The organism is Streptomyces sp. NPDC104202 (assembly GCF_055584185.1).
Window position 1 is genome coordinate 26,688 of record NZ_JBVJMN010000045.1, and the last position, 17,323, is coordinate 44,010.

Sequence of the window (17,323 nt, forward strand, 5' to 3'; positions counted from 1 at the left end):
TACCGCATCCGTCCCGGGCCTGGCGTGAGGTAGGTACCGCATCCGTCCCGCGCTGGGGTACGCGGCTCAGACCCGCGCGACTTCCTCGGCCTCCCAGCGCAGCAGGTCGCCCGGCTGGCATTCGAGTACCTCGCACAGGGCGGCGAGGGTGGCGAAGCGCACCGCCTTGGCGCGACCGTTCTTGAGTACGGCCAGGTTGGCGGGTGTGATCCCGACGCGTTCGGCGAGTTCGCCGACGGACATCTTGCGCCTGGCCAGCATCACGTCGATGTCGACGACGATCGGCATCAGATCACCTCGTCCAGCTCGGCCTTCATCTGCGTCGCCTCGACGTCGCGTGCCACCGCCTGGGCGAGCAGCATCCGCAGGACGAGCACGATGAGCGCGACCCCCAGGATGGCCAGCCCGATCCCGCCCATGATCACCGTGACGCCGGGGTCCTCCCGCTGGCCCGGTGCGTTGACGGCCGTGACGGCGAACCACAGCAGGGCGGCCGACACGATCGCGCCGATCACACCGTCCACGTACCGGAAGGCGGCGTGCGAGAACACGGTTCCTCGCCGAACCATCGCCACCAGCCGCCACACGCACACCAGGGCGACCTGGGCCGACACCATGCCCAGGATCGTGATCACCCGCAGCGGGGTCAGCGGCAGCGACCCGTCTTCCGGGTCGTGCCCCAGCGCCCACACCATCGACGCCTGCACCAACACGGTGCCGACGAGCACCACGACGAGCACGGCGCGCAGCGCCCGCACTGTCAGCTTTCCCATGACGCAGCCTTCCATCGAGTTACGATGGGAATCTATCGATTTTCGATAGGTGAGGCAAGAGGTGTCGCCGGGCAGCCGGGGCTGGGCAGCGCCTCACCCTCGGGTCTCCCGCCGGGTTGCGGCGGCTGTCCCTCCAGCAGGGACAGGGGCAGCCGCATCCCAACCGGGCGTTGCCCTCCTGACAGCCGCCTCAGCTCACATCCCGCCGGAAGTCGTCCTCCTGGTACGTGCCCGCCGGCCAGTCGGCGAACAGCGTGTACTCGGTCTCCCTCCGCGCCGGCTCCTCCGGGGAAGCCGGACGATGCATCGTCACGGCCGCGTACCCGACCAAGACCCGGTCGTCGAAGTCCTCGGCCCCGGGAACGGGTGCGACGGCCACGTGGACGAGGGCGTCGTCAGGCACGCCCTCCAGTGCTTCGCGCAGCCGGGCCGCCGTCCACACGGCGGGGCGGTGCTGGATCTCGACCTCGTTCTCTCGCATGCGCGGAGGCTACCGGCCTCGCACCTGGCGCCGGCCAGGCCACCCAGGCGTCTCCATGAACACGGCCAGGCCGTCTCCAAACCCGGACTCGCGACGAAGGCGGGGAAGTGGGGCTACGACATGCCAGTGGCACCTGTCGAAGGGGTCATGGCCTGAGCTTCGCACGGCTCGAAAAAGCTCGCGTCCACGATCTGACGCCTTGGACGATGCTTCTCCGGTCCTTCGCCTTTGCCTTTGCCTTTGCCTTCGCAGCAGCGGCCGCACGACCAGGTGCACCGTCGTGCGGGAAACCCGGTGGCAGCGGGCGGGAGGCACTCCTAACATCCGCCTATGACCACTGTCATGAGAAGTGCGGCCGAAGATCAGGACAAAGAGACCGTAAAGGAAAGGGAGATCGCCTGGCGTGCCCCGTCCATCGGCCTCTCCGCACTCGACGTGGACGACGCCGAGCTGATGCACAGTTGGCAGTCCGACCCCGTCGCCGCGCATCATGTCGGATTCTGGCCCCGCCCACTCTCCTCGCTGCGCGACCGACTCGAACGCGACATCGAGAACGACGACCGCGACGACTTCCTCGTCATCCTTCCCGATGGCACTCCCGTCGGCCACATCGCGCTCACCCACCAGAACATCGTCGACGGAACGGCGCACGTCGAGCTGATGCTCGCCGCCCCGAACCGCGGGAAAGGTCTCGGCCGCGCCGCCCTCGACGCGCTGGTGGACCTCGCCTTCGGCGAACTCCCCATGTACCGGCTGACGGCGAAGACCCATACCGACAACGCCCCCGCACTCGCCGTCCTCGCCCACTCCGGCTTCACCCAGGAAGGCATCAGCCGTTCCGCCTGCCTCCATCGCGGACGACGCTACGACCGCTCCGTGTCCGCGCTGCTGCGCCCCGAGTGGGAGGTCCTGAACCGTCCGCGAGCCTGGGACGCGTGAGCCCGCAGACCGACCGCCCCGGCCCGGCATCGGGTCGCTGCGCTTCCGTGACGACCGCGTAGGGGTGGCCGGCCAGCCCGCCCGTGGTTCGGCACAGCGCCGAAAACGCCATGCGGGGACGGGGATCCGCTCCGTAGGCTCTCCACCTCGACGCAACCGAGGGAGCGTGGGCCGGTGAAGGGGGATGGGGCGGTGGAGATCGTCACGCTGCTGCGCGACGCCGGCGCGGACGTCTGGATCGGTGGAGGCTGGGGCATCGACGCCCTGCTGGGCAAGCAGACGCGGCCCCATCGCGACCTGGACCTGATGCACCGAAGGGAGCACGAGCCGATCGTGCTCGAGGCCCTCGGCGACGCCGGGTCGTGGAAACGCTCGACTGGCGCCCCGTGCGGTTCGTCGTCACAGACCCCTCGGGACGGGAGATCGACCTGCACCCCCTGGTGTTCGCGCCCGACGGAAGCGCCACCCAGTCCTCGGTGGAACCCGAGCGCCCGTTCGTCTACCCGTCGTCCTGCTTCGTCACGGGGAGCATCGACGGCGCCACCGTTCCCTGTCTGTCCGCGGAACAGCAGGTCTACTTCCACCAGGGGTACGAGCCCGCCGACCGCGACCACCACGACATGGCGCAGCTCCGTGAGGCGTTCGGGATCGCGACCCACTTCTGATCCGCATCCTCGGTCGGCTCGGCCCCGCAGAGAAATCGTCGATTCCAACGGAGTTCCCCGACGTCGCGGTCGGTGCTGTCGCTGCGGTCGGTGCTGTCGGTGCCATCGGTGCGGTCGGTGCCGTCGTTCCGTGCAAGTCCCAGTCAGTCGAGACAGAACTCGTTGTCCTCGATGTCCAGCATGGGAATGCAGGCGTCCTTGCCGTCGTACAGCGTCTGTACGTGCACCGCGCCGAGCACCAGCAGTCGTGCGCACTCGGCCTCCAGCGCGGCGAGGCGCTCCTCCCCCACGAGTCCGGTGGCGACCCGCACGTCGAGATGAACCCGGTTCTTGGCCGCCTTCCCTTCAGGGACGCGCTGGAAGTAGAGGCGGGGACCGGCTCCCTCGGGATCGACGCAGGCGAACCACGCATCCTGTTCCTCAGCCGGCTGGGCCTGCCGGAAAGCGCCCCACGACGCGAAGCCCTCCGGTGGGGGCGGTACGACGTACCCCAGCACCTCACACCAGAATCGAGCGAGTCGCTCGGGTTCGGCGCAGTCGAAAGTGACCTGGAACTTCCTGATCGCTGCCATCGGCGCACCGTACCAAGGGGGGCTCCTGCGTTCCTGCGAATAACGGCGGCTTGCCGACACCCGGTGGAGAGGCGCAGAACGTCCTTGTGTCCTGCGGTCCCCTGCAGTGGGCTGTGCCCCATGAAGACGAGAAGCGTGATGTCGGCGACAGCGGCGCTGGCCGTGGCCGCCGTTCTGGCGACGGGTGGCCCTGGGGGTGCGGTGGCGGCCGAGCAGGCCGGTGACCCGGTCGAAGCCGGCAGCCAAGTCGGCCTGGATGCCGGTGACCGGTCAGCAGCGCGAGCCGCAGATGGGCGGGCCTCTGCCGATGCAGTGGCCCGTGGCAGTGCCGGAGCCGAAGCCGGGCATGTCGGCTCCGCCTTACCGCGCGGGCTGGACCTCGACTCGGTGACGATCCCCGAGTTGCAGGCCCGGATGAAGCGGGGGGACCTGACGGCCTCCGCGCTGACCCTCGCGTACCTGAGCCGCATCAGGACAGTCGACCCACGGATCAACGCCGTACTGCGCGTCAGCCCGACTGCGCTGAGCCAGGCGGCGGCCAGTGACGTCCGGCATCGCCTCGGGCGGGCTCGCGGCCCGCTGGACGGGATCCCCGTCCTGCTCAAGGACAACGTGAACACGCGGGACATGCCGACGACGGCGGGGTCGCTGGCTCTGGCGGGAAGTCCGCCGGACAAGGACGCGCAACTGGTCGCCCACCTGCGCGCGGCCGGGGCGGTGATCCTCGGTAAGGCGAACATGTCCGAGTGGGCCAACTTCCGCGCCACCAAGCCGACATCGGGTTGGTCCGCGGTGGGTGGGCAGACGCGCAACCCGTTCGTCCTGGACCGGAACCCGTGCGGGTCGTCGTCGGGTTCCGCGGCCGCCGTGGCGGCGTCGTTGGCGCAGGTGGCGGTCGGGACCGAGACGGACGGGTCCATCGTGTGCCCGGCGGGGATGAACGGGATCGTCGGCCACAAGCCCAGTCTCGGGCTCGTCAGCCAGTCCGGCGTCGTCCCGATCTCCGCCGAGCAGGACACCGCCGGCCCCATGGCGCGCAACGTCGTCGACGCCGCGATCACCCTGTCGGTCCTCAGCGGCGACCAGCGTGGCGAGAAGAACGACGGCGCCTTCGGGCTCGCCCCGTCCGCCGGTCACCCCTCCGGTCTGCGCGGCAAGCGGATCGGGCTGTGGCGGCTCCCGTCCCTCGGTGCCGAGGTGGACGCCCTCATGACCCGGACGGCGGCGCGGCTACGCGCTGCGGGGGCCCAGGTCGTCGAGGTGACTCCGCCCTATCAGGCCCGGCTCGCCGAGCTGGAGTTCCCGGCCCTGCTGAGCGAGTTCCACCGGGACATCGACGCGTACCTCGCCACCCGCAACGGTCCCCGCGACCTCGCAGGGCTGGTGGAGTTCAACCGTACGCATGCGGCGGAACGGACCTGCTTCGCCGGACAGGAACTGTTCGAGGCGGCCCTGGCCGCGCCCTCGACCGCCGAACCCGCCTACCGGGCGATGCGTGCCGAGCTGAACGACCTCTCCCGGCGGTCCATCGACGAGACCCTGGCCGCCTACCGCCTCGACGCCATCGCCTCCCCGGCCAATCCGCCCGCCTGGACCACCGACTGCGCGCGAGGCGACAACGACGTGATCCCGTCCTCCACTCCGGCCGCCGTCGCCGGATACCCGTCCCTCTCCGTACCCGCCGGCTTCGTCGGCGAACTCCCCGTCGGCCTGCTCCTCATGGCCGGCAAGCACCAGGACACCGAACTCCTGACGCTGGGGGCCGCGGTCGAGCAGCGGCTCGACGCGTGGCGGGCCCCGCGGTTCCTGCCCACGGTGACGTCACCTCGCCTCGGCGGCTGACAGTCCGTGTGGACGAGGCCGATCCCCTGTCGGGTCGGCCTCGTCCGTGGTCGTGGACGACACATGACGCCACGACGTCGGCGTTGTACACGGGACGGCCGGCGCCGATGAGGACGTGCAGGTGCGCCGGTGCGCCCGGGCGGCCATGGCGGCGGCCGGGCGGCGGCACCAGCACGGCGGGCACCGAAGGGTGAGCGGACAGCCATCGGAACACGCCGACGGCCGTGCTCCCCGCCACGGCGACGGCGAGGAACAACAAGGCAGCCCGTTCCCCACCCGATGTCCGCCGTGAACGTCGCGACGACACACGGCGGCGGCGAGCAGGGCCACGCCGGTCGGGGCCGGCCGCCGAGCGGGAGCCGAGGGCGGTGGATGGGCGTCGGATGCCCGGCCGGGGTCTCGGGTTCAGTGCACCCGAGCCGAGATCCCGACCGCAGCCGGGCGACGCACGACGGCGAGACCTCGCCGGGCACTGTCCGGTAGCCGCCCGGACACCAGTTCTCCCAGGTCGTGGGCTCGGAGGCCTCTCGGGAGCCCTCCACCGCCTGGACCGTCCTTCAGGGGAGCGTACGGCGGGCCCCGGCATCACGAGCAGTCGTAGCGGTACGCGAAGGGGCGCCCAGGGCATGCGTGACACTCGAAGAAGTACACCCCGCCCAGGTCTCCCAGGATCAGGCCGGGACCCTCGACAGAGGTGTGGCGCTCCTCGACCGGGGTCCAGGCGTGCCGCGAGAGGGCGTCGGCTTCGGTGGACTCGACGGTCAGCAGGTGTTCCATCCGGCGTCCGCATCCGGTGCACTCCGGCCAGTCGGGATCCTGGCTCCAGCCCGGGTATCCGACGAGCTTGGTGCCGGGCGCGGTGGAGAGGTGGCTCTGGTAGTCGAGTCCGGTCCTCTCTGCCAGGTCCAGGAAGGGCTGTTCCCACGTGTCCCACAGCGCCTCGGGCAGGTCCCAGGAGGGGTACTCGGTCACCCGCTCCGGATACACCGCACACGGGCGAGGGACGTACCTCGCCGACGGCTCGACCGGGTCGGGCATGGTCGTGCGTGCCGCGCGGACCGCGTCGGCGCTTCGCCACCGCACGAGCGGGAGCACCCAGCGGTAGCCACGGTGGGGGCGGGGGCACCACAGCACCTGGAGCAGGTCACGCCCCACGGGAAACGGCACGATGTCCGGAACGTCGCCGCGGTAGATCTGCACGACGGGCACCATCGGCGAACCGTCGTGTTCGGGGCATCCTGGCCACGGCTCCTCGACCGGCCAGAGCAACGGCCCTCCGACCGAGCTCGTGCGACGGGCGGCCGACGCGCGGGTGAAGCCGCACGGTCTCCTTGCGAAAGGCCGAGAGCTCGGGAAACAACTGCTCCACGTCTATGCGGCGTTGTGGTGTACGACGGATCACCTTCGAAGGCTAGGGCCTCGGACGACCGAAGGTGCAGGCGTTTCACCTGCTACGGACTCGGGGCGGCCCTGGTCGTGCGGTGCGCTCCTGCCGCCTTCAGGACGTGGGCGGTCTCGGGATGGGGTCCGTTGTCCGCCCAGTCCAGTGGCGTCCAGCCCTCGCCCTGGTCTTCGCGCAGGTCGGGGTCGGCGCCGAAAGCCAACAGCTCCCGGACCGTGGCCGTGTGTCCCCAGCAGGCGGCCGCGCAGAGCGGTGTCCCGTCCGAACCCGGGCCGCGGCTCTCGGTGTTCGGGGCGGCTCCGGCCTCCAGGAGCAGACGGACCAGCGCGGCATCGCCCTGTACGGACGCCAGATACAGAGGAGTGGTGCCCTCGGCGTTCCGCCGCTCAGGACTCGCGCCCCTGCGCAGCAAGCTGCTCGCGCTCCCGGCGTCGGCAGACAAGATGGCCTCGAACAGGCGGTGGGAGAGCTTCTTCTGCTGCCGCTGCTTCATAGCCGGTGAGGTTAGCGATCACGGGTGCGCCGGAGCCACCCCTGTCCGGCCGACGAAGAATTGCGTGGACGGGGCCGGGAGAGGTCCCGTACGGTGGGGCTCCACGCTCTGAGACGGATGAAGGAGGCGAGTGCCGTGCAGTCCACACAGTTCCAGCGCTCCCTCGACTACCCCGGCGTGGTTCGTCAGTTCTGAGTTCTGACCGGGAGCGCTCCCTACGGCTTTATCCCGGAGGAATCCAATGACCGGTCTGGTCATCCGCTCGCTGTCGGCGAGCGATGCACATCTCTTCGACGCACTCCCCGACCCGCTGAGCGCCGGCGAGGGGCATCGGCTGACGCAGTTCCGCACCGAGTGGAAGCGCGTCGCACTGCGCGACGGCGAGGTCGTCGCGCGTGGCGCGTGGTGGGGTGGCCCCGACGACGGGGAGCCCGTGAACATCAACTGGTTCGATGTGGCCGAGGGTGAGGAGGAGGCGGGGGCCGAGCTCCTGCGCTCCGCGCCCTGGCGGGTCGAGCTGGAGGTCAACCTGCCCGGCGGGTGGCGGGCGTCGTCGACGCTGCGGGCCGCGGCCGAGGCGCGCTTCGCCGCCGCGCGAGCCGCTGGGTACGAACCCCTGGTGGAGCGCTTCCTGTACCGCTGGACGCCGGAGCGGGGTCTCCCCGAGAGGCCCGGACGCCTGCGTTTCGGTGCAGAACCCGACGACGCCGTGTTCTTCGACGCGTTGCGCCGCATCCACTCGGTCACCCTGGACGCGCACGCGCTGAAGGCCATCGAGGAGGGCGGCCTCGATCGGGCCGCCCAGGAGGAGCTCGACTTCTTCCACTGGTGCCCCTCACCCCGGGAGTGGTGGCAGGTCGCGCGCACGCCGGAGGGTGAGCTGGCCGGGATCCACATCCCGGCCCACAACCCCTCCGGCCCGACGATCGGCTTCATCGGTGTCCTCCCCGAACACCGCGGGCACGGCTACGCCTATGACCTCCTCGCCGAGTGCACCCACGTCCTCGTGGAGCAGGGCGCGGAGTTCGTCACCGGGGCGACGGACCTGGGCAACTTCCCCATGGCCGCGAACTTCGCCAAGGCCGGCTTTCCCGTCGTCAGGGAGCGCATCAACTTCCATCTGAAGGGCGAGGAAGTCTAGGGCGGGCCTGTCCGGCGGACGTCGCCCCACTCGGCCCGGCTCATCAGGCCGGGCCGGTGGGGCGACGTCCCCGTTCCGGCCCCATCCCCGTCCCCGTGCACGCCCCCGATCCCGTTCCCGTCGTGTCGTGACCCGCTCGGCCCCGCAGGTACCGGACGGCCTCAGGACCGCGACAGGAAGCGAGCGATCTCCGCCCCCACGGCCTCGGGGATCGCCGAGGGCGCGAAGTGCATCTGGCCGGGGAACGTCATGGAGGTGACGTGCGGCAGTGCGGTCGCGAGCCGGTCGAGCGTGGCCGGCATCGGCTGCCAGGTGTCGGCGCCCCCCATCAGCAACGTCGGGACGGTGACCGTGGACCAGCGCTCCATGTCCGCCGAGTCGACGGCCATCGATTCGAGGTCGCGGAGCCAGCCGGACGCGTCATCGGGTTCGTCGTCGGCAGGGTCGTCGGTGGGCTCGCCCCCGTCCATGAGGTCCAGAAGCGCGGCCGGGACGCGGGCCACTTTCTCGGCCAGCAGCCGATCGGCCTGCCGCCGCTCACCGTTCGCGGTCAGCGCTGCGAACTCGGCCAGGACGGGGACCAGTTCCTCGCCGGCCGCGTAGAGAGGTGGCTCCCACAGCACCAGCGACCGAACCGGCAGTCCCGCCGCCGCGGCGTGCAGGGCGACGGAGGCGCCGTAGGACATGCCGACGAGGTGGACGGGGCGGCCGATCTCGGCGATCAGCGCCTGGAGATCCCCGACCTCGTCGGCGAACCGCTTCGGCGATCGGCCCGGCCCGCTCGGGGCGTACCCGCGGCGGGCGGGTGTCCAGAGCTCGAACCGGTCGGCGAGGAGCTCGGCCACCGGCTGCCAGGAGTGCAGTCCACCGCCAGAGCCGTGGACCATGACGACCGCTGGTCCCGAGCCGATCCGGCGATAGGTGAGGGCCGTGCCGTCGAAGGACTCCAACGACGCTGTGGCCCCGAAGGACTGGGACAGGGTGCTCTCGCTCGGCATGCCAGGACCGTTGCACGGTCCCTCCCGGCCGGTCCAGCGAATTTCGCCGGCTGGACCAGCCGCCCTCAGCCCGGCTCTGTGACTGGCTGTACAGGCTCTGGCGCGACCTGGCCTCAACACCGTTCTCCGATTTTCCCGCGCCACAGAGCCGGAGCGACTGTTCACCGGCCAGTGGCAAAGCCGACCACCACGCTCGATGCCTTCAGCCCTACCTCGACCAGCGATGGCAGCAGGGCTGCACCAACGCCTGGAAGCTGTGAGAGGAGATCAAGGCACAGGGCTACCCCGACGGCTACGGCAACGTCCGCGCCTACGTCAGCCGGAACCTACGGGACAAGCCCCAACCGGTCGGCCCGCGACCGCCATCCGCCCGCGCCGTCACCCGCTGGCGCTTTCGGCGGCGAGTGTGACCTGCGCGGTCCATGACCAGGGCTCCTGGGGCGGCTCCCAGCTCACCTCCACCTCAGTGTCATGGAAGTCGCGCGCGAGTTCCGTCACCATCGCCGCCGCCGCAGCCCGCGCGTCTTGCGGGTCGGTGTTGATCGGGACGCCCAGCTCCCCGCAGAGATTTCCGCTTTCGGTGAGGACGCTGGTGCGCCAGCCTTCCGGCGTCGCACACAGGAAGATCCCCTTCGGCATGCCCCAGGCGGGCCGCTTCTTCTTCTCCTTCTTGCGTCTCACCACGCCGCCCATCCAACATCGTCGCGTTCATGGTGACGAGTCCGGGTGGAGGATCAACCGCCAGCGCCACGGTTTGCTGCCGACCTTGCACGGCAAGCTGAGACCCTTCATTACAGATCGTCGATGAGCCCGAAGCCCTCCGGGAGCTCCTCCAGGAACTCACGGCGAGCGGGGTTGGTCTCGGCAGCTGCCATCGCCCCGAGCAGGGCGATCAGCTCCTGCTGCTGATCACTCGACAGCGTACTGACCACGTGGGCGACGCCCTCCATGACCTTGACCGCATCGTCCTGATCCATCTGCTCGTCGTCACTGCCCTCGATGAACCACAGGACATCGGCCAAAGCCTCAGCCAAGGCACGAGTCAGGGACGAGTACGAAGACGTCACGACGGTCTCCCAGGAGATCAACGGCACAGTCCGGCCATCCCACCACACACCACTGACGTCACGATCCGTGAGCCTCCACGGAAAGTGGACCGGAACCCGTTCGTGGACAAAGCAAGAGGGCGGAGCCGAGGTCCCAGCCGCAGTCCAGCGGCGTGCTCCGGCCGACGAAGCGGGGGTCCATGCCGATGAGGTCGTAGCGGCCGGCGACCTCGCCCATCACGGCCGACTTCGTCAGCGGCAGGTGGAGGCTGGGGCCGGCCGGCTCGCCGTCGTTCATGAGCAGCGCGCCGATGCGGTGGGCCGTGTCCGTGACCCGTAGGCGCGATACGGCGACCGTGAGGGTACGCCCGCCGGGGTCGGCATGGCTGAACGCCAGGGCGGCGTGTACGCGCAGGGCGTCCGGGGCGACCCCGGGATCGGCCAAGGGCGTCCCCTGAAGGAGGTGCTGCTCGCGCGGTGCCGTACTGCCGTACCCGGACGTGCGCCGGTCCCACCGGGCGGTCCTGTCTCGGGGTTCGCCTGCGCAGCGGCGTGGATGCCCACGTTCCGTGACCGTGCAGGACCCCGAGACTCCCCCTTGCACGCTCATGGTGTCCCGACCTCCCCCTCTTCATCACACGGGGTGGTCGCCTGAAGGGCGCATGATGGCGTATGCATGCCATATCGTCGCCTGCTTCGCTACGGGAAGTAGTCGTTCAGGTAGCGGCATCGGCCGATGGGGTGGAGGGTAGGCGGGGCGCGACGAAAGGGCAGAGTGATGACCGAAGGCCGACCCGCGACGACGACCGACTCCGGTGCCCCGGTGGAGAGCGACGAGCATTCGCTCACCGTGGGGGCAGGGGGCCCGATCCTCCTGCAGGACGCGTACCTGATCGAGCAGATGGCGCAGTTCAACCGCGAGCGGATCCCCGAACGCCAGCCACACGCGAAGGGAAGTGGCGCCTTCGGCCACTTCGAGGTCACGCACGACGTCAGCAGGTACACGAAGGCGGCTCTCTTCCAGCCCGGCGTGCGGACCGACCTGGTCGCACGCTTCTCGACCGTGGCCGGTGAGCGGGGAAGCCCGGACACCTGGCGGGACCCGCGCGGCTTCGCGTTGAAGTTCTACACGTCCGAGGGCAACTACGACATGGTCGGCAACAACACGCCGGTCTTCTTCGTCAAGGATCCGATGAAGTTCCAGCACTTCATCCGGTCCCAGAAGCGCCGGGCGGACAGCAACCTGCGCGACCACGACATGCAGTGGGACTTCTGGACCCTGTCCCCGGAGTCCGCGCACCAGGTGACGTGGCTGATGGGTGACCGGGGCATCCCCCGGACCTGGCGTCACATGAACGGCTACACCTCGCACACGTACATGTGGATCAACGCCTCCGGTGAACGGTTCTGGGTGAAGTACCACTTCAAGACCGACCAGGGCATCGAGTTCTTCCCCCAGGACGAGGCCGACCGCATGGCGGGCGCGGACTCGGACTTCCACATGCGGGACCTGTTCGAGCACATCCGGGACGGGGACTTCCCGTCGTGGACCCTGCACGTCCAGGTCATGCCGTACGCGGACGCGGCCGGCTACCGCTTCAACCCGTTCGACCTCACCAAGGTCTGGCCGCACGGCGACTACCCGCTCATCCCCGTCGGCCGGATGACGCTGGACCGCAACCCGACCGACAACCACGCCGAGATCGAGCAGGCGGCCTTCCAGCCGAACAACTTCGTCCCCGGCATCGGCCCCAGCCCCGACCGCATGCTGCTCGGCCGGCTGTTCTCCTACGCCGACGCCCACCGTGCCCGCGTCGGCGTCAACTACCAGCAGCTCCCCGTCAACGCCCCGGTCTCCGACGTCCACACGTACTCGAAGGACGGGGCGATGGCCTATCGGAAGACGTCCGATCCGGTCTACGCACCCAACTCCAAGGGCGGCCCCGCGGCCGACACCGAGCGGTACGGCACCCCGCCCGGCTGGGCGGCCGACGGGGAGATCACCCGTGCGGCCTACGTCTCCCACCCGCAGGACGACGACTGGGGCCAGGCCGGCACCCTCGTCCGCGAGGTCCTCGACGACGCGGCCCGCGACCGTCTCGTGAACAACGTCGTCGGTCACCTCCTCGACGGCGTCAGCGAGCCGGTCCTGGAACGCGCCTTCACGTACTGGACGAACATCGACGCCGCCCTCGGCAAGCGCATCAGCGAGGGCGTGCGGGCCGGGCAGAGCGCCTAGGGGGTGAGCCTTTGCGGACGACGGCGATCACGCAGAGGCGTTCGCCGTCGTCCGCGACCCTGGAGGCTCGTCGTCTTGCTGCTTGGAGCATGCTCGGACGCGTTCCTCGACCGCTACGACACGTGCGCGCGCCGCCGGGCCTGACGGCGACTCACCGCACGGCCTCGATGTCGAGCAGCTCCAGCGCCTCTTCCCAGCGGAAGTCGTCGCTTCCCCCGTCGCCCTTGGGCCGGTGGGGGTCGTGTGCGGCGATCCGGACGCCCATGGATCGGAGTCGGTCGAGGCTGAGGTCGTAGGCCGGGTGGGCGGCCATGGCGACGTTGACGCGCGGGAGTACGGCGGTGGGGATGCCCAGGCCGTACGCCTCGCAGAGGATGCCGAGGGCGAGGGTGTCGGCGATGCCGGCGGCCCATTTGTTGATGGTGTTGAAGGTGGCCGGGGCGACGGCGATCGCGTCGGGCGGCGGGAGGGGGCGGGGGTCACCCGGACTGCGCCAGGCGGAGCGGATGGGGTGGCCGGTCTGTGCTCGGACGGCTTCGGTGTCGAGGAAGCCGAGACCTTGCGGGGTGGCGATGACGCCGACGGCCCAGCCCTGGTCCTGGGCCGCGGTGATCAGTCGGTGGGCGTCGACCGCGATGCCGGCGGCGCAGACGACGACGTACAGGAACGGCCTCTTGCTCACGCGGACCCCGATCATCGGAGGAAGTGGTGGACCTCGGGCAGGGTACGGCGTCGTGGGTGGCGGGGCCTCGGGGTGGCGGGGCCGGGCCGGGGGCCGCGGGCCTGGAGCCGGGAGCCTGGGGCCGGGGCATGCACAGGGCGGGGACCCGCCCGACGCGGTCAACGGCTCTCCTCTTCACACCGCATGGGGCGCCCTCCCCGGTGGGAGGTGCGATCTCGGCCAGCGGATCAGCCGGCCTCCTCGGCCCGCTGCCGGTCCACGTGCCGGCCCTGCGGGCCTCCGCGTGGGTCCCGTACCGCGGCCGCCAGGTGCCGGCGGAACCAGCGGTGGCCGGGGTCGGCGGAGTTGCGGGGGTGCCAGGCCATGCCGAGGTGCAGAGGGGCGAGGTCGAGAGGGATGGGGAAGGGGGTGAGGCCCATGGCGGAGAGGGTGTCGGGGAGCCAGTCGGCGAGGCCGAGGGCGATGAGGTCGGTGTCGCGGGCGAGCATCATGGCGCTGGTGTGGGTGGGGACCACGACGACGGTACGGCGGCGGAGGCCGAGGTCGGCGAGGGCGGTGTCGATGGGGCCGAGGCGCTTGCCGAGGCGGGAGACGCCGATGTGGTCGGCGGCGGCGAAGCGGCGGGCGTCGATCCGCCGGTCGAACAGGGGGTGGCCGCTGCGCGCGATGCCGACGGGTGTCATCCGGGTGAGGTGCCGGGTACGGATCTCCGGGTCGAGGTGACCGAGGACGCCCAGTTCGACGTCCACGGCGCCGTCGCGGAGGCCGGGGCCGCCTTCCAGTGCCTCCGGCAGGAAGACGACGTCGACCTGCGGTGCTTCGGCATGGATGCGCTCGGTGAGGCTCGCGGCCAGGCCGACGAGGAGGAGGTCGGCGGCCTGCACGGTGAAGGTGCGGCGGAGGTGGGCGGCGTCGAAGCCGGGGCCGGGGCGCAGGACGTTGTCGCAGCCGCGCAGCAGGGCTCCGACCTCGTCGCGCAGTTCCGTCGCACGCGGGGTGGGGACGAGCCCTTGGCCGGCGCGGACGAGCAGGGGGTCGCCGACGGTGCGGCGGAGTCGGGCCAGGGTGCGACTGACGGCCGCTGGCGAGGTGCCGAGGCGCTCGGCGGCGCGGGTGACGCTGTTCTCCTGGAGCAGGGCGTCCAGGACCCGTAGCAGGTTGAGATCCATGCGTGACGCTCCTGAACTGCATTTTTGCGTCTGCGGCAATGATGGTGTGTCAATCTTTGCATGGCTGTGGCGGTCTCCGGCGCCGAGAGTGGGGATGCCCGCGAAAACGCGTGGCTTCCCTCCCTTCGTCTCTTTCGAGGAGTCGCTGTGCAGCAGTCCCCCCGTACCGGTCGGGAAGGCGATGTCCTGGCCGTCGTCAGTCAGAGCGGGCCGACGGTGTCGTTCTTCGACGCGTCCTCGGACCGGCCGCTCGGCACGGTGCATGTCCCCGCCGAGCCGCATGAGTTGTGCTTCGATCCCGCGCAGCGCCTGCTGTGGTGCACGCTGACGTACCGCTCGGGGTACTACCACGCGAACAGCGGTCGGCGCACCGAGCTGGCCGTGATCGACCCCGACACCCGTCGCGTCGTCGAGATCGTCGACCTGGCCCCGGAGCACGGGCCGCACGGCTTGGCGCTGGACGCGGCGCGCGGTCGGCTCTACGTCAGCGTCGAGGGCGGCGAGGCCCGGCCGGGCGGTGTCGTGGTGGTCGACACGGCGACCCGTCGGCCCCTGGGCCGGATCGACACGGACGCCCCCGGCCCGCACTGGTTCGCCATCGACCCGGCGGGGACGACGGGTTACGCCACCAACAAGGAGGCGCCCTTCGTCTCGGTGGTCGACCTCGAACGGGGAACCCTCACCTCGAAGGTCGAGGTCCCGGGCAGTGAGGGCCTCGCCGTCTCCTCCGACGGGTCCCACGTGTTCGTCGCCGGGCCCTACGGCAGCTTCTCCGGCGCCGGACAGGAGCAGGCCGCCCCGGGGATCCGCGTCATCGACGCGCTGACGGCCACCGTCGTCGACACGCTGCCCACGCAGGACATCGTGCTGCCGGTGCATCTGACGTCGACGGGCCGGCTGCTCGTCGGCGAGGTGCGCATGGCGCCCGATCCGGACTCCCGGCTCGGCCGCAACGTCCCGGGGCGCCTCACGGTGTTCTCCGCCGACACCCGCGAGAACCTGGGCGAGCTGGAGGTCGGGCTCTTCCCGCTGACGATCACCTCGTCGCCGGACGGCCGGCTCGCCTATGTGGCCTGCGCCGTCTCCTCGACCGTCGACGTGGTCGACCTGGGGACGCTGGACCGTCTGGCCCGGCTCGACGTCCCCAAGCTGGGCGAGGCCGGCGCACACGGCCTGGCATACGTCCCCGGCCCTGCCTGAGCACCCTCGACCGGCCGGGCACCCGTCACCAGGCACACCGGTGCCGGACGGGAGTGCCCGGTCGTGGGGGACCTTCCTGGGGTCTGCCTGCCCCTTCCCCTCGGGTCCGGTCCGACCGGCCTGATCGGGTCCGCATGGTCGCGCAGGTCCTACGAACCGTTCACGGCCTTCCGGGTCGAGGCGAGGTGGCAGTCGAGGTAGCGGGTGAGGATCAGTGCGTCCTCCGGCGCGTCGGCCTGGAAGGTGATGCGGCGCAGCAGGGTGACGTCGTCGAGTGCGACACCCTCGCGGGCGAGGACGAAGAGGAGGGTGAGGAAGGCGGCCCGGGCGTTGCCGTCGGCGAAGGGGTGGAAGAAGCAGACGTCGAGAGACGCGCGGGCGGCGCGGACCGTCAGGGGAAGGGGGTTGCGGGTGTCCTTCACGGCCTGGGCCAGGCAGGCGTCCAGGCGGGGCCGGGTGTCCGGGTCGATGCCGTAGCGCTCCCGGCCTGCCTTGGCGAACGCGGGCAGGTGACGGAACGGGGGCGGTCCCGGGGTTCCCAGTACGTGCTGCTGCCAGCTCTGGAGCAGGGCGAAGTCGAGGACGGCGCCCTCTGCCGCGTCGGCGCGCAGCCGTTCCAGTGCGGCGAGCATGCCGGCGGCCCGGGCGGGGTCCAGTACGGCGTCGAAGGAGCGGATGTCCTCCGCGGCGCCGTCGCGCGCGGGCGTCACCGGTCCGTCCCCGCCGCCGTCCGGGGCCTCCTGCCAGGGCACGGTCTCGCGTACGGTCAGCCAGCGTTCCAGGTGGTCGGGAACCGGCTCGGGGGCGCGTACGGCGGGGTCGGCGGGTCCCACCGACAGCGCGAGGCGCTCCGCGACCTCGTCGACGAGCCGTTGGTCAGGGCCGATCCAGCTCCCGAAGCGTCCGCCGACGGCCTCCTCCACGAGGCTCTCCGCCCGCTCGGGTGCGACGCCCCACCGGCTGAGGAACCAGACGAGCACCTGGCCGCAGTGTCCGTACCAGCCGCTACCGCAGCCGGTGCGGTCGACGACCTGGAGGATCAGATGGCGGGCCGCCCGCTCCCACAGGATTCTCTGGTCCTCGATGTCGGCGAGCGTGAGGGGGTACGCGTCGAACCGGTCGGCGAGGCTCTCCAGCCAGTCGCGCCATTCACACAGCGCCGCCGCGACGCGGGCGAGGGTCTCCTCCGGCGTGGTGATCGAGTGGCTCGGGCAGCACCAGTTCCCGACGGGGCCGCCGTCGAAGTCGCCCTCGTCGTGGGCCCACCTCCAGCCGACGGCCCACGGGCCGTAGTGCCGGGCGAGGGCCGCGGACATGGCGTCGGCCCAGGGCTTGCCCTCGTTCCAGCTCCAGTCCCTCGTCGCGTTGCCGTACGGGCCCGACTCCTCGTCGCCGTCCCGGCCCGGCTCCGGGCGGCGGGGCACCGCGCGGGCCGGTCCCAGCGACCGGATCACCTCCGGCACCGACGCGCTGTCGAAGGGATGACGGGCGGGATCCACGTCGTCCCAGGTCAGGAAGCGGGGTGCCAGGTCGACGATCATCACGCAAGGGTGCGCGTTCACGCGGCTCCGGATCAACCGGTTTGTCGGCGGAGAGGAAGCGCCGGCGCAGGAGGGCATCGCGCTGTGGGGCCGGGCGCGCGTCCACGGCGTACGAGGTGGCCGGGGCCTGCCGAATGCTG

General features: G+C 71.0%; 18 protein-coding genes and 1 pseudogene. 6 read left to right on the forward strand and 13 right to left on the reverse strand.

Going from position 1 to position 17,323, the window contains the following annotated elements:
- Positions 1-66: 66 nt before the first annotated feature.
- The 3 genes from ACZ60W_RS25820 to ACZ60W_RS25830 form a co-directional block, all read right to left on the reverse strand.
- A complete protein-coding gene (locus ACZ60W_RS25820) occupies positions 67-288 on the reverse strand; it encodes a helix-turn-helix domain-containing protein (protein ID WP_469757749.1) in 222 nt (73 codons plus the stop codon).
- The gene (locus ACZ60W_RS25825; protein WP_469757750.1) at positions 288-773 is read right to left on the reverse strand and encodes a DUF2975 domain-containing protein; all 486 of its coding nucleotides are present in this window, start codon (positions 771-773) and stop codon (positions 288-290) included. Before ACZ60W_RS25825 ends, ACZ60W_RS25820 begins: the two co-directional genes overlap by 1 nt.
- A gap of 190 nt (positions 774-963) precedes the next feature.
- Complete coding sequence (locus ACZ60W_RS25830; protein WP_469757751.1) at positions 964-1,254, reverse strand: DUF6225 family protein; 291 nt, start codon at positions 1,252-1,254, stop codon at positions 964-966.
- Between the two features lie 330 nt (positions 1,255-1,584).
- Here ACZ60W_RS25830 and ACZ60W_RS25835 point away from each other — a divergent pair, with 330 nt between their 5' ends.
- Together ACZ60W_RS25835 and ACZ60W_RS25840 are read left to right on the forward strand one after the other, a co-directional pair.
- Entirely contained in the window at positions 1,585-2,193 is a 609-nt protein-coding gene (locus ACZ60W_RS25835; protein ID WP_469757752.1) for a GNAT family N-acetyltransferase, read from the forward strand.
- 174 nt (positions 2,194-2,367) lie between these two features.
- Positions 2,368-2,858: pseudogene (locus tag ACZ60W_RS25840) on the forward strand (nucleotidyltransferase domain-containing protein).
- Positions 2,859-3,001: 143 nt separating this feature from the next.
- On the opposite strand, the gene ACZ60W_RS25845 reads toward ACZ60W_RS25840, so the two are convergent.
- A complete protein-coding gene (locus ACZ60W_RS25845; RefSeq protein ID WP_469757753.1) occupies positions 3,002-3,430 on the reverse strand; it encodes a VOC family protein in 429 nt (142 codons plus the stop codon).
- A gap of 120 nt (positions 3,431-3,550) precedes the next feature.
- Here ACZ60W_RS25845 and ACZ60W_RS25850 point away from each other — a divergent pair, with 120 nt between their 5' ends.
- Positions 3,551-5,272 (forward strand): amidase family protein, encoded by a 1,722-nt coding sequence (locus ACZ60W_RS25850; RefSeq protein WP_469757754.1) that lies wholly within the window; start codon positions 3,551-3,553, stop codon positions 5,270-5,272.
- Between the two features lie 585 nt (positions 5,273-5,857).
- On the opposite strand, the gene ACZ60W_RS25855 is transcribed toward ACZ60W_RS25850, so the two are convergent.
- Both ACZ60W_RS25855 and ACZ60W_RS25860 read right to left on the reverse strand, forming a co-directional pair.
- Positions 5,858-6,484: a DUF1963 domain-containing protein gene (locus ACZ60W_RS25855; protein ID WP_469757755.1), complete on the reverse strand. Its 627-nt coding sequence runs from the start codon at positions 6,482-6,484 to the stop codon at positions 5,858-5,860.
- 239 nt (positions 6,485-6,723) lie between these two features.
- Positions 6,724-7,167, reverse strand: coding sequence for an ankyrin repeat domain-containing protein (locus tag ACZ60W_RS25860; RefSeq protein ID WP_469757756.1), 444 nt, complete (start codon positions 7,165-7,167; stop codon positions 6,724-6,726).
- Positions 7,168-7,408: 241 nt separating this feature from the next.
- On the opposite strand from ACZ60W_RS25860, the gene ACZ60W_RS25865 reads away from it, so the two are divergent.
- Positions 7,409-8,308: a GNAT family N-acetyltransferase gene (locus ACZ60W_RS25865; RefSeq protein WP_469757757.1), complete on the forward strand. Its 900-nt coding sequence runs from the start codon at positions 7,409-7,411 to the stop codon at positions 8,306-8,308.
- A gap of 161 nt (positions 8,309-8,469) precedes the next feature.
- Here the strand turns inward: ACZ60W_RS25865 and ACZ60W_RS25870 are convergent, their stop codons facing one another.
- The 4 genes from ACZ60W_RS25870 to ACZ60W_RS25885 form a co-directional block, all read right to left on the reverse strand.
- Positions 8,470-9,306 (reverse strand): alpha/beta fold hydrolase, encoded by an 837-nt coding sequence (locus tag ACZ60W_RS25870; protein ID WP_469757758.1) that lies wholly within the window; start codon positions 9,304-9,306, stop codon positions 8,470-8,472.
- Positions 9,307-9,684: 378 nt separating this feature from the next.
- Complete coding sequence (locus ACZ60W_RS25875) at positions 9,685-9,990, reverse strand: hypothetical protein (RefSeq protein WP_469757759.1); 306 nt, start codon at positions 9,988-9,990, stop codon at positions 9,685-9,687.
- Between the two features lie 107 nt (positions 9,991-10,097).
- Positions 10,098-10,340 carry a hypothetical protein gene (locus ACZ60W_RS25880; RefSeq protein ID WP_469757760.1) on the reverse strand — a complete coding sequence of 81 codons (243 nt, stop codon included), beginning with the start codon at positions 10,338-10,340 and terminating at the stop codon, positions 10,098-10,100.
- Positions 10,341-10,431: 91 nt separating this feature from the next.
- On the reverse strand, positions 10,432-10,797 hold the full coding sequence (locus ACZ60W_RS25885; protein WP_469757761.1) for a hypothetical protein: 366 nt from the start codon (positions 10,795-10,797) through the stop codon (positions 10,432-10,434).
- Between the two features lie 333 nt (positions 10,798-11,130).
- Between ACZ60W_RS25885 and ACZ60W_RS25890 the strand changes: the two genes are divergently transcribed.
- Positions 11,131-12,591, forward strand: a complete 1,461-nt coding sequence (locus tag ACZ60W_RS25890) for a catalase (protein WP_469757762.1) — start codon at positions 11,131-11,133, stop codon at positions 12,589-12,591.
- 151 nt (positions 12,592-12,742) lie between these two features.
- On the opposite strand, the gene ACZ60W_RS25895 is transcribed toward ACZ60W_RS25890, so the two are convergent.
- Entirely contained in the window at positions 12,743-13,273 is a 531-nt protein-coding gene (locus tag ACZ60W_RS25895) for a flavoprotein (protein WP_469757763.1), read from the reverse strand.
- A gap of 227 nt (positions 13,274-13,500) precedes the next feature.
- On the reverse strand, positions 13,501-14,442 hold the full coding sequence (locus ACZ60W_RS25900) for a LysR family transcriptional regulator (protein WP_469757764.1): 942 nt from the start codon (positions 14,440-14,442) through the stop codon (positions 13,501-13,503).
- 147 nt (positions 14,443-14,589) lie between these two features.
- Here ACZ60W_RS25900 and ACZ60W_RS25905 point away from each other — a divergent pair, with 147 nt between their 5' ends.
- A complete protein-coding gene (locus ACZ60W_RS25905) occupies positions 14,590-15,642 on the forward strand; it encodes a YncE family protein (protein ID WP_469757765.1) in 1,053 nt (350 codons plus the stop codon).
- Between the two features lie 149 nt (positions 15,643-15,791).
- Here ACZ60W_RS25905 and ACZ60W_RS25910 read toward each other — a convergent pair whose 3' ends face one another.
- Positions 15,792-17,183 carry a Fic family protein gene (locus tag ACZ60W_RS25910; RefSeq protein WP_469757766.1) on the reverse strand — a complete coding sequence of 464 codons (1,392 nt, stop codon included), beginning with the start codon at positions 17,181-17,183 and terminating at the stop codon, positions 15,792-15,794.
- Between the last annotated feature and the right edge of the window lie 140 nt (positions 17,184-17,323).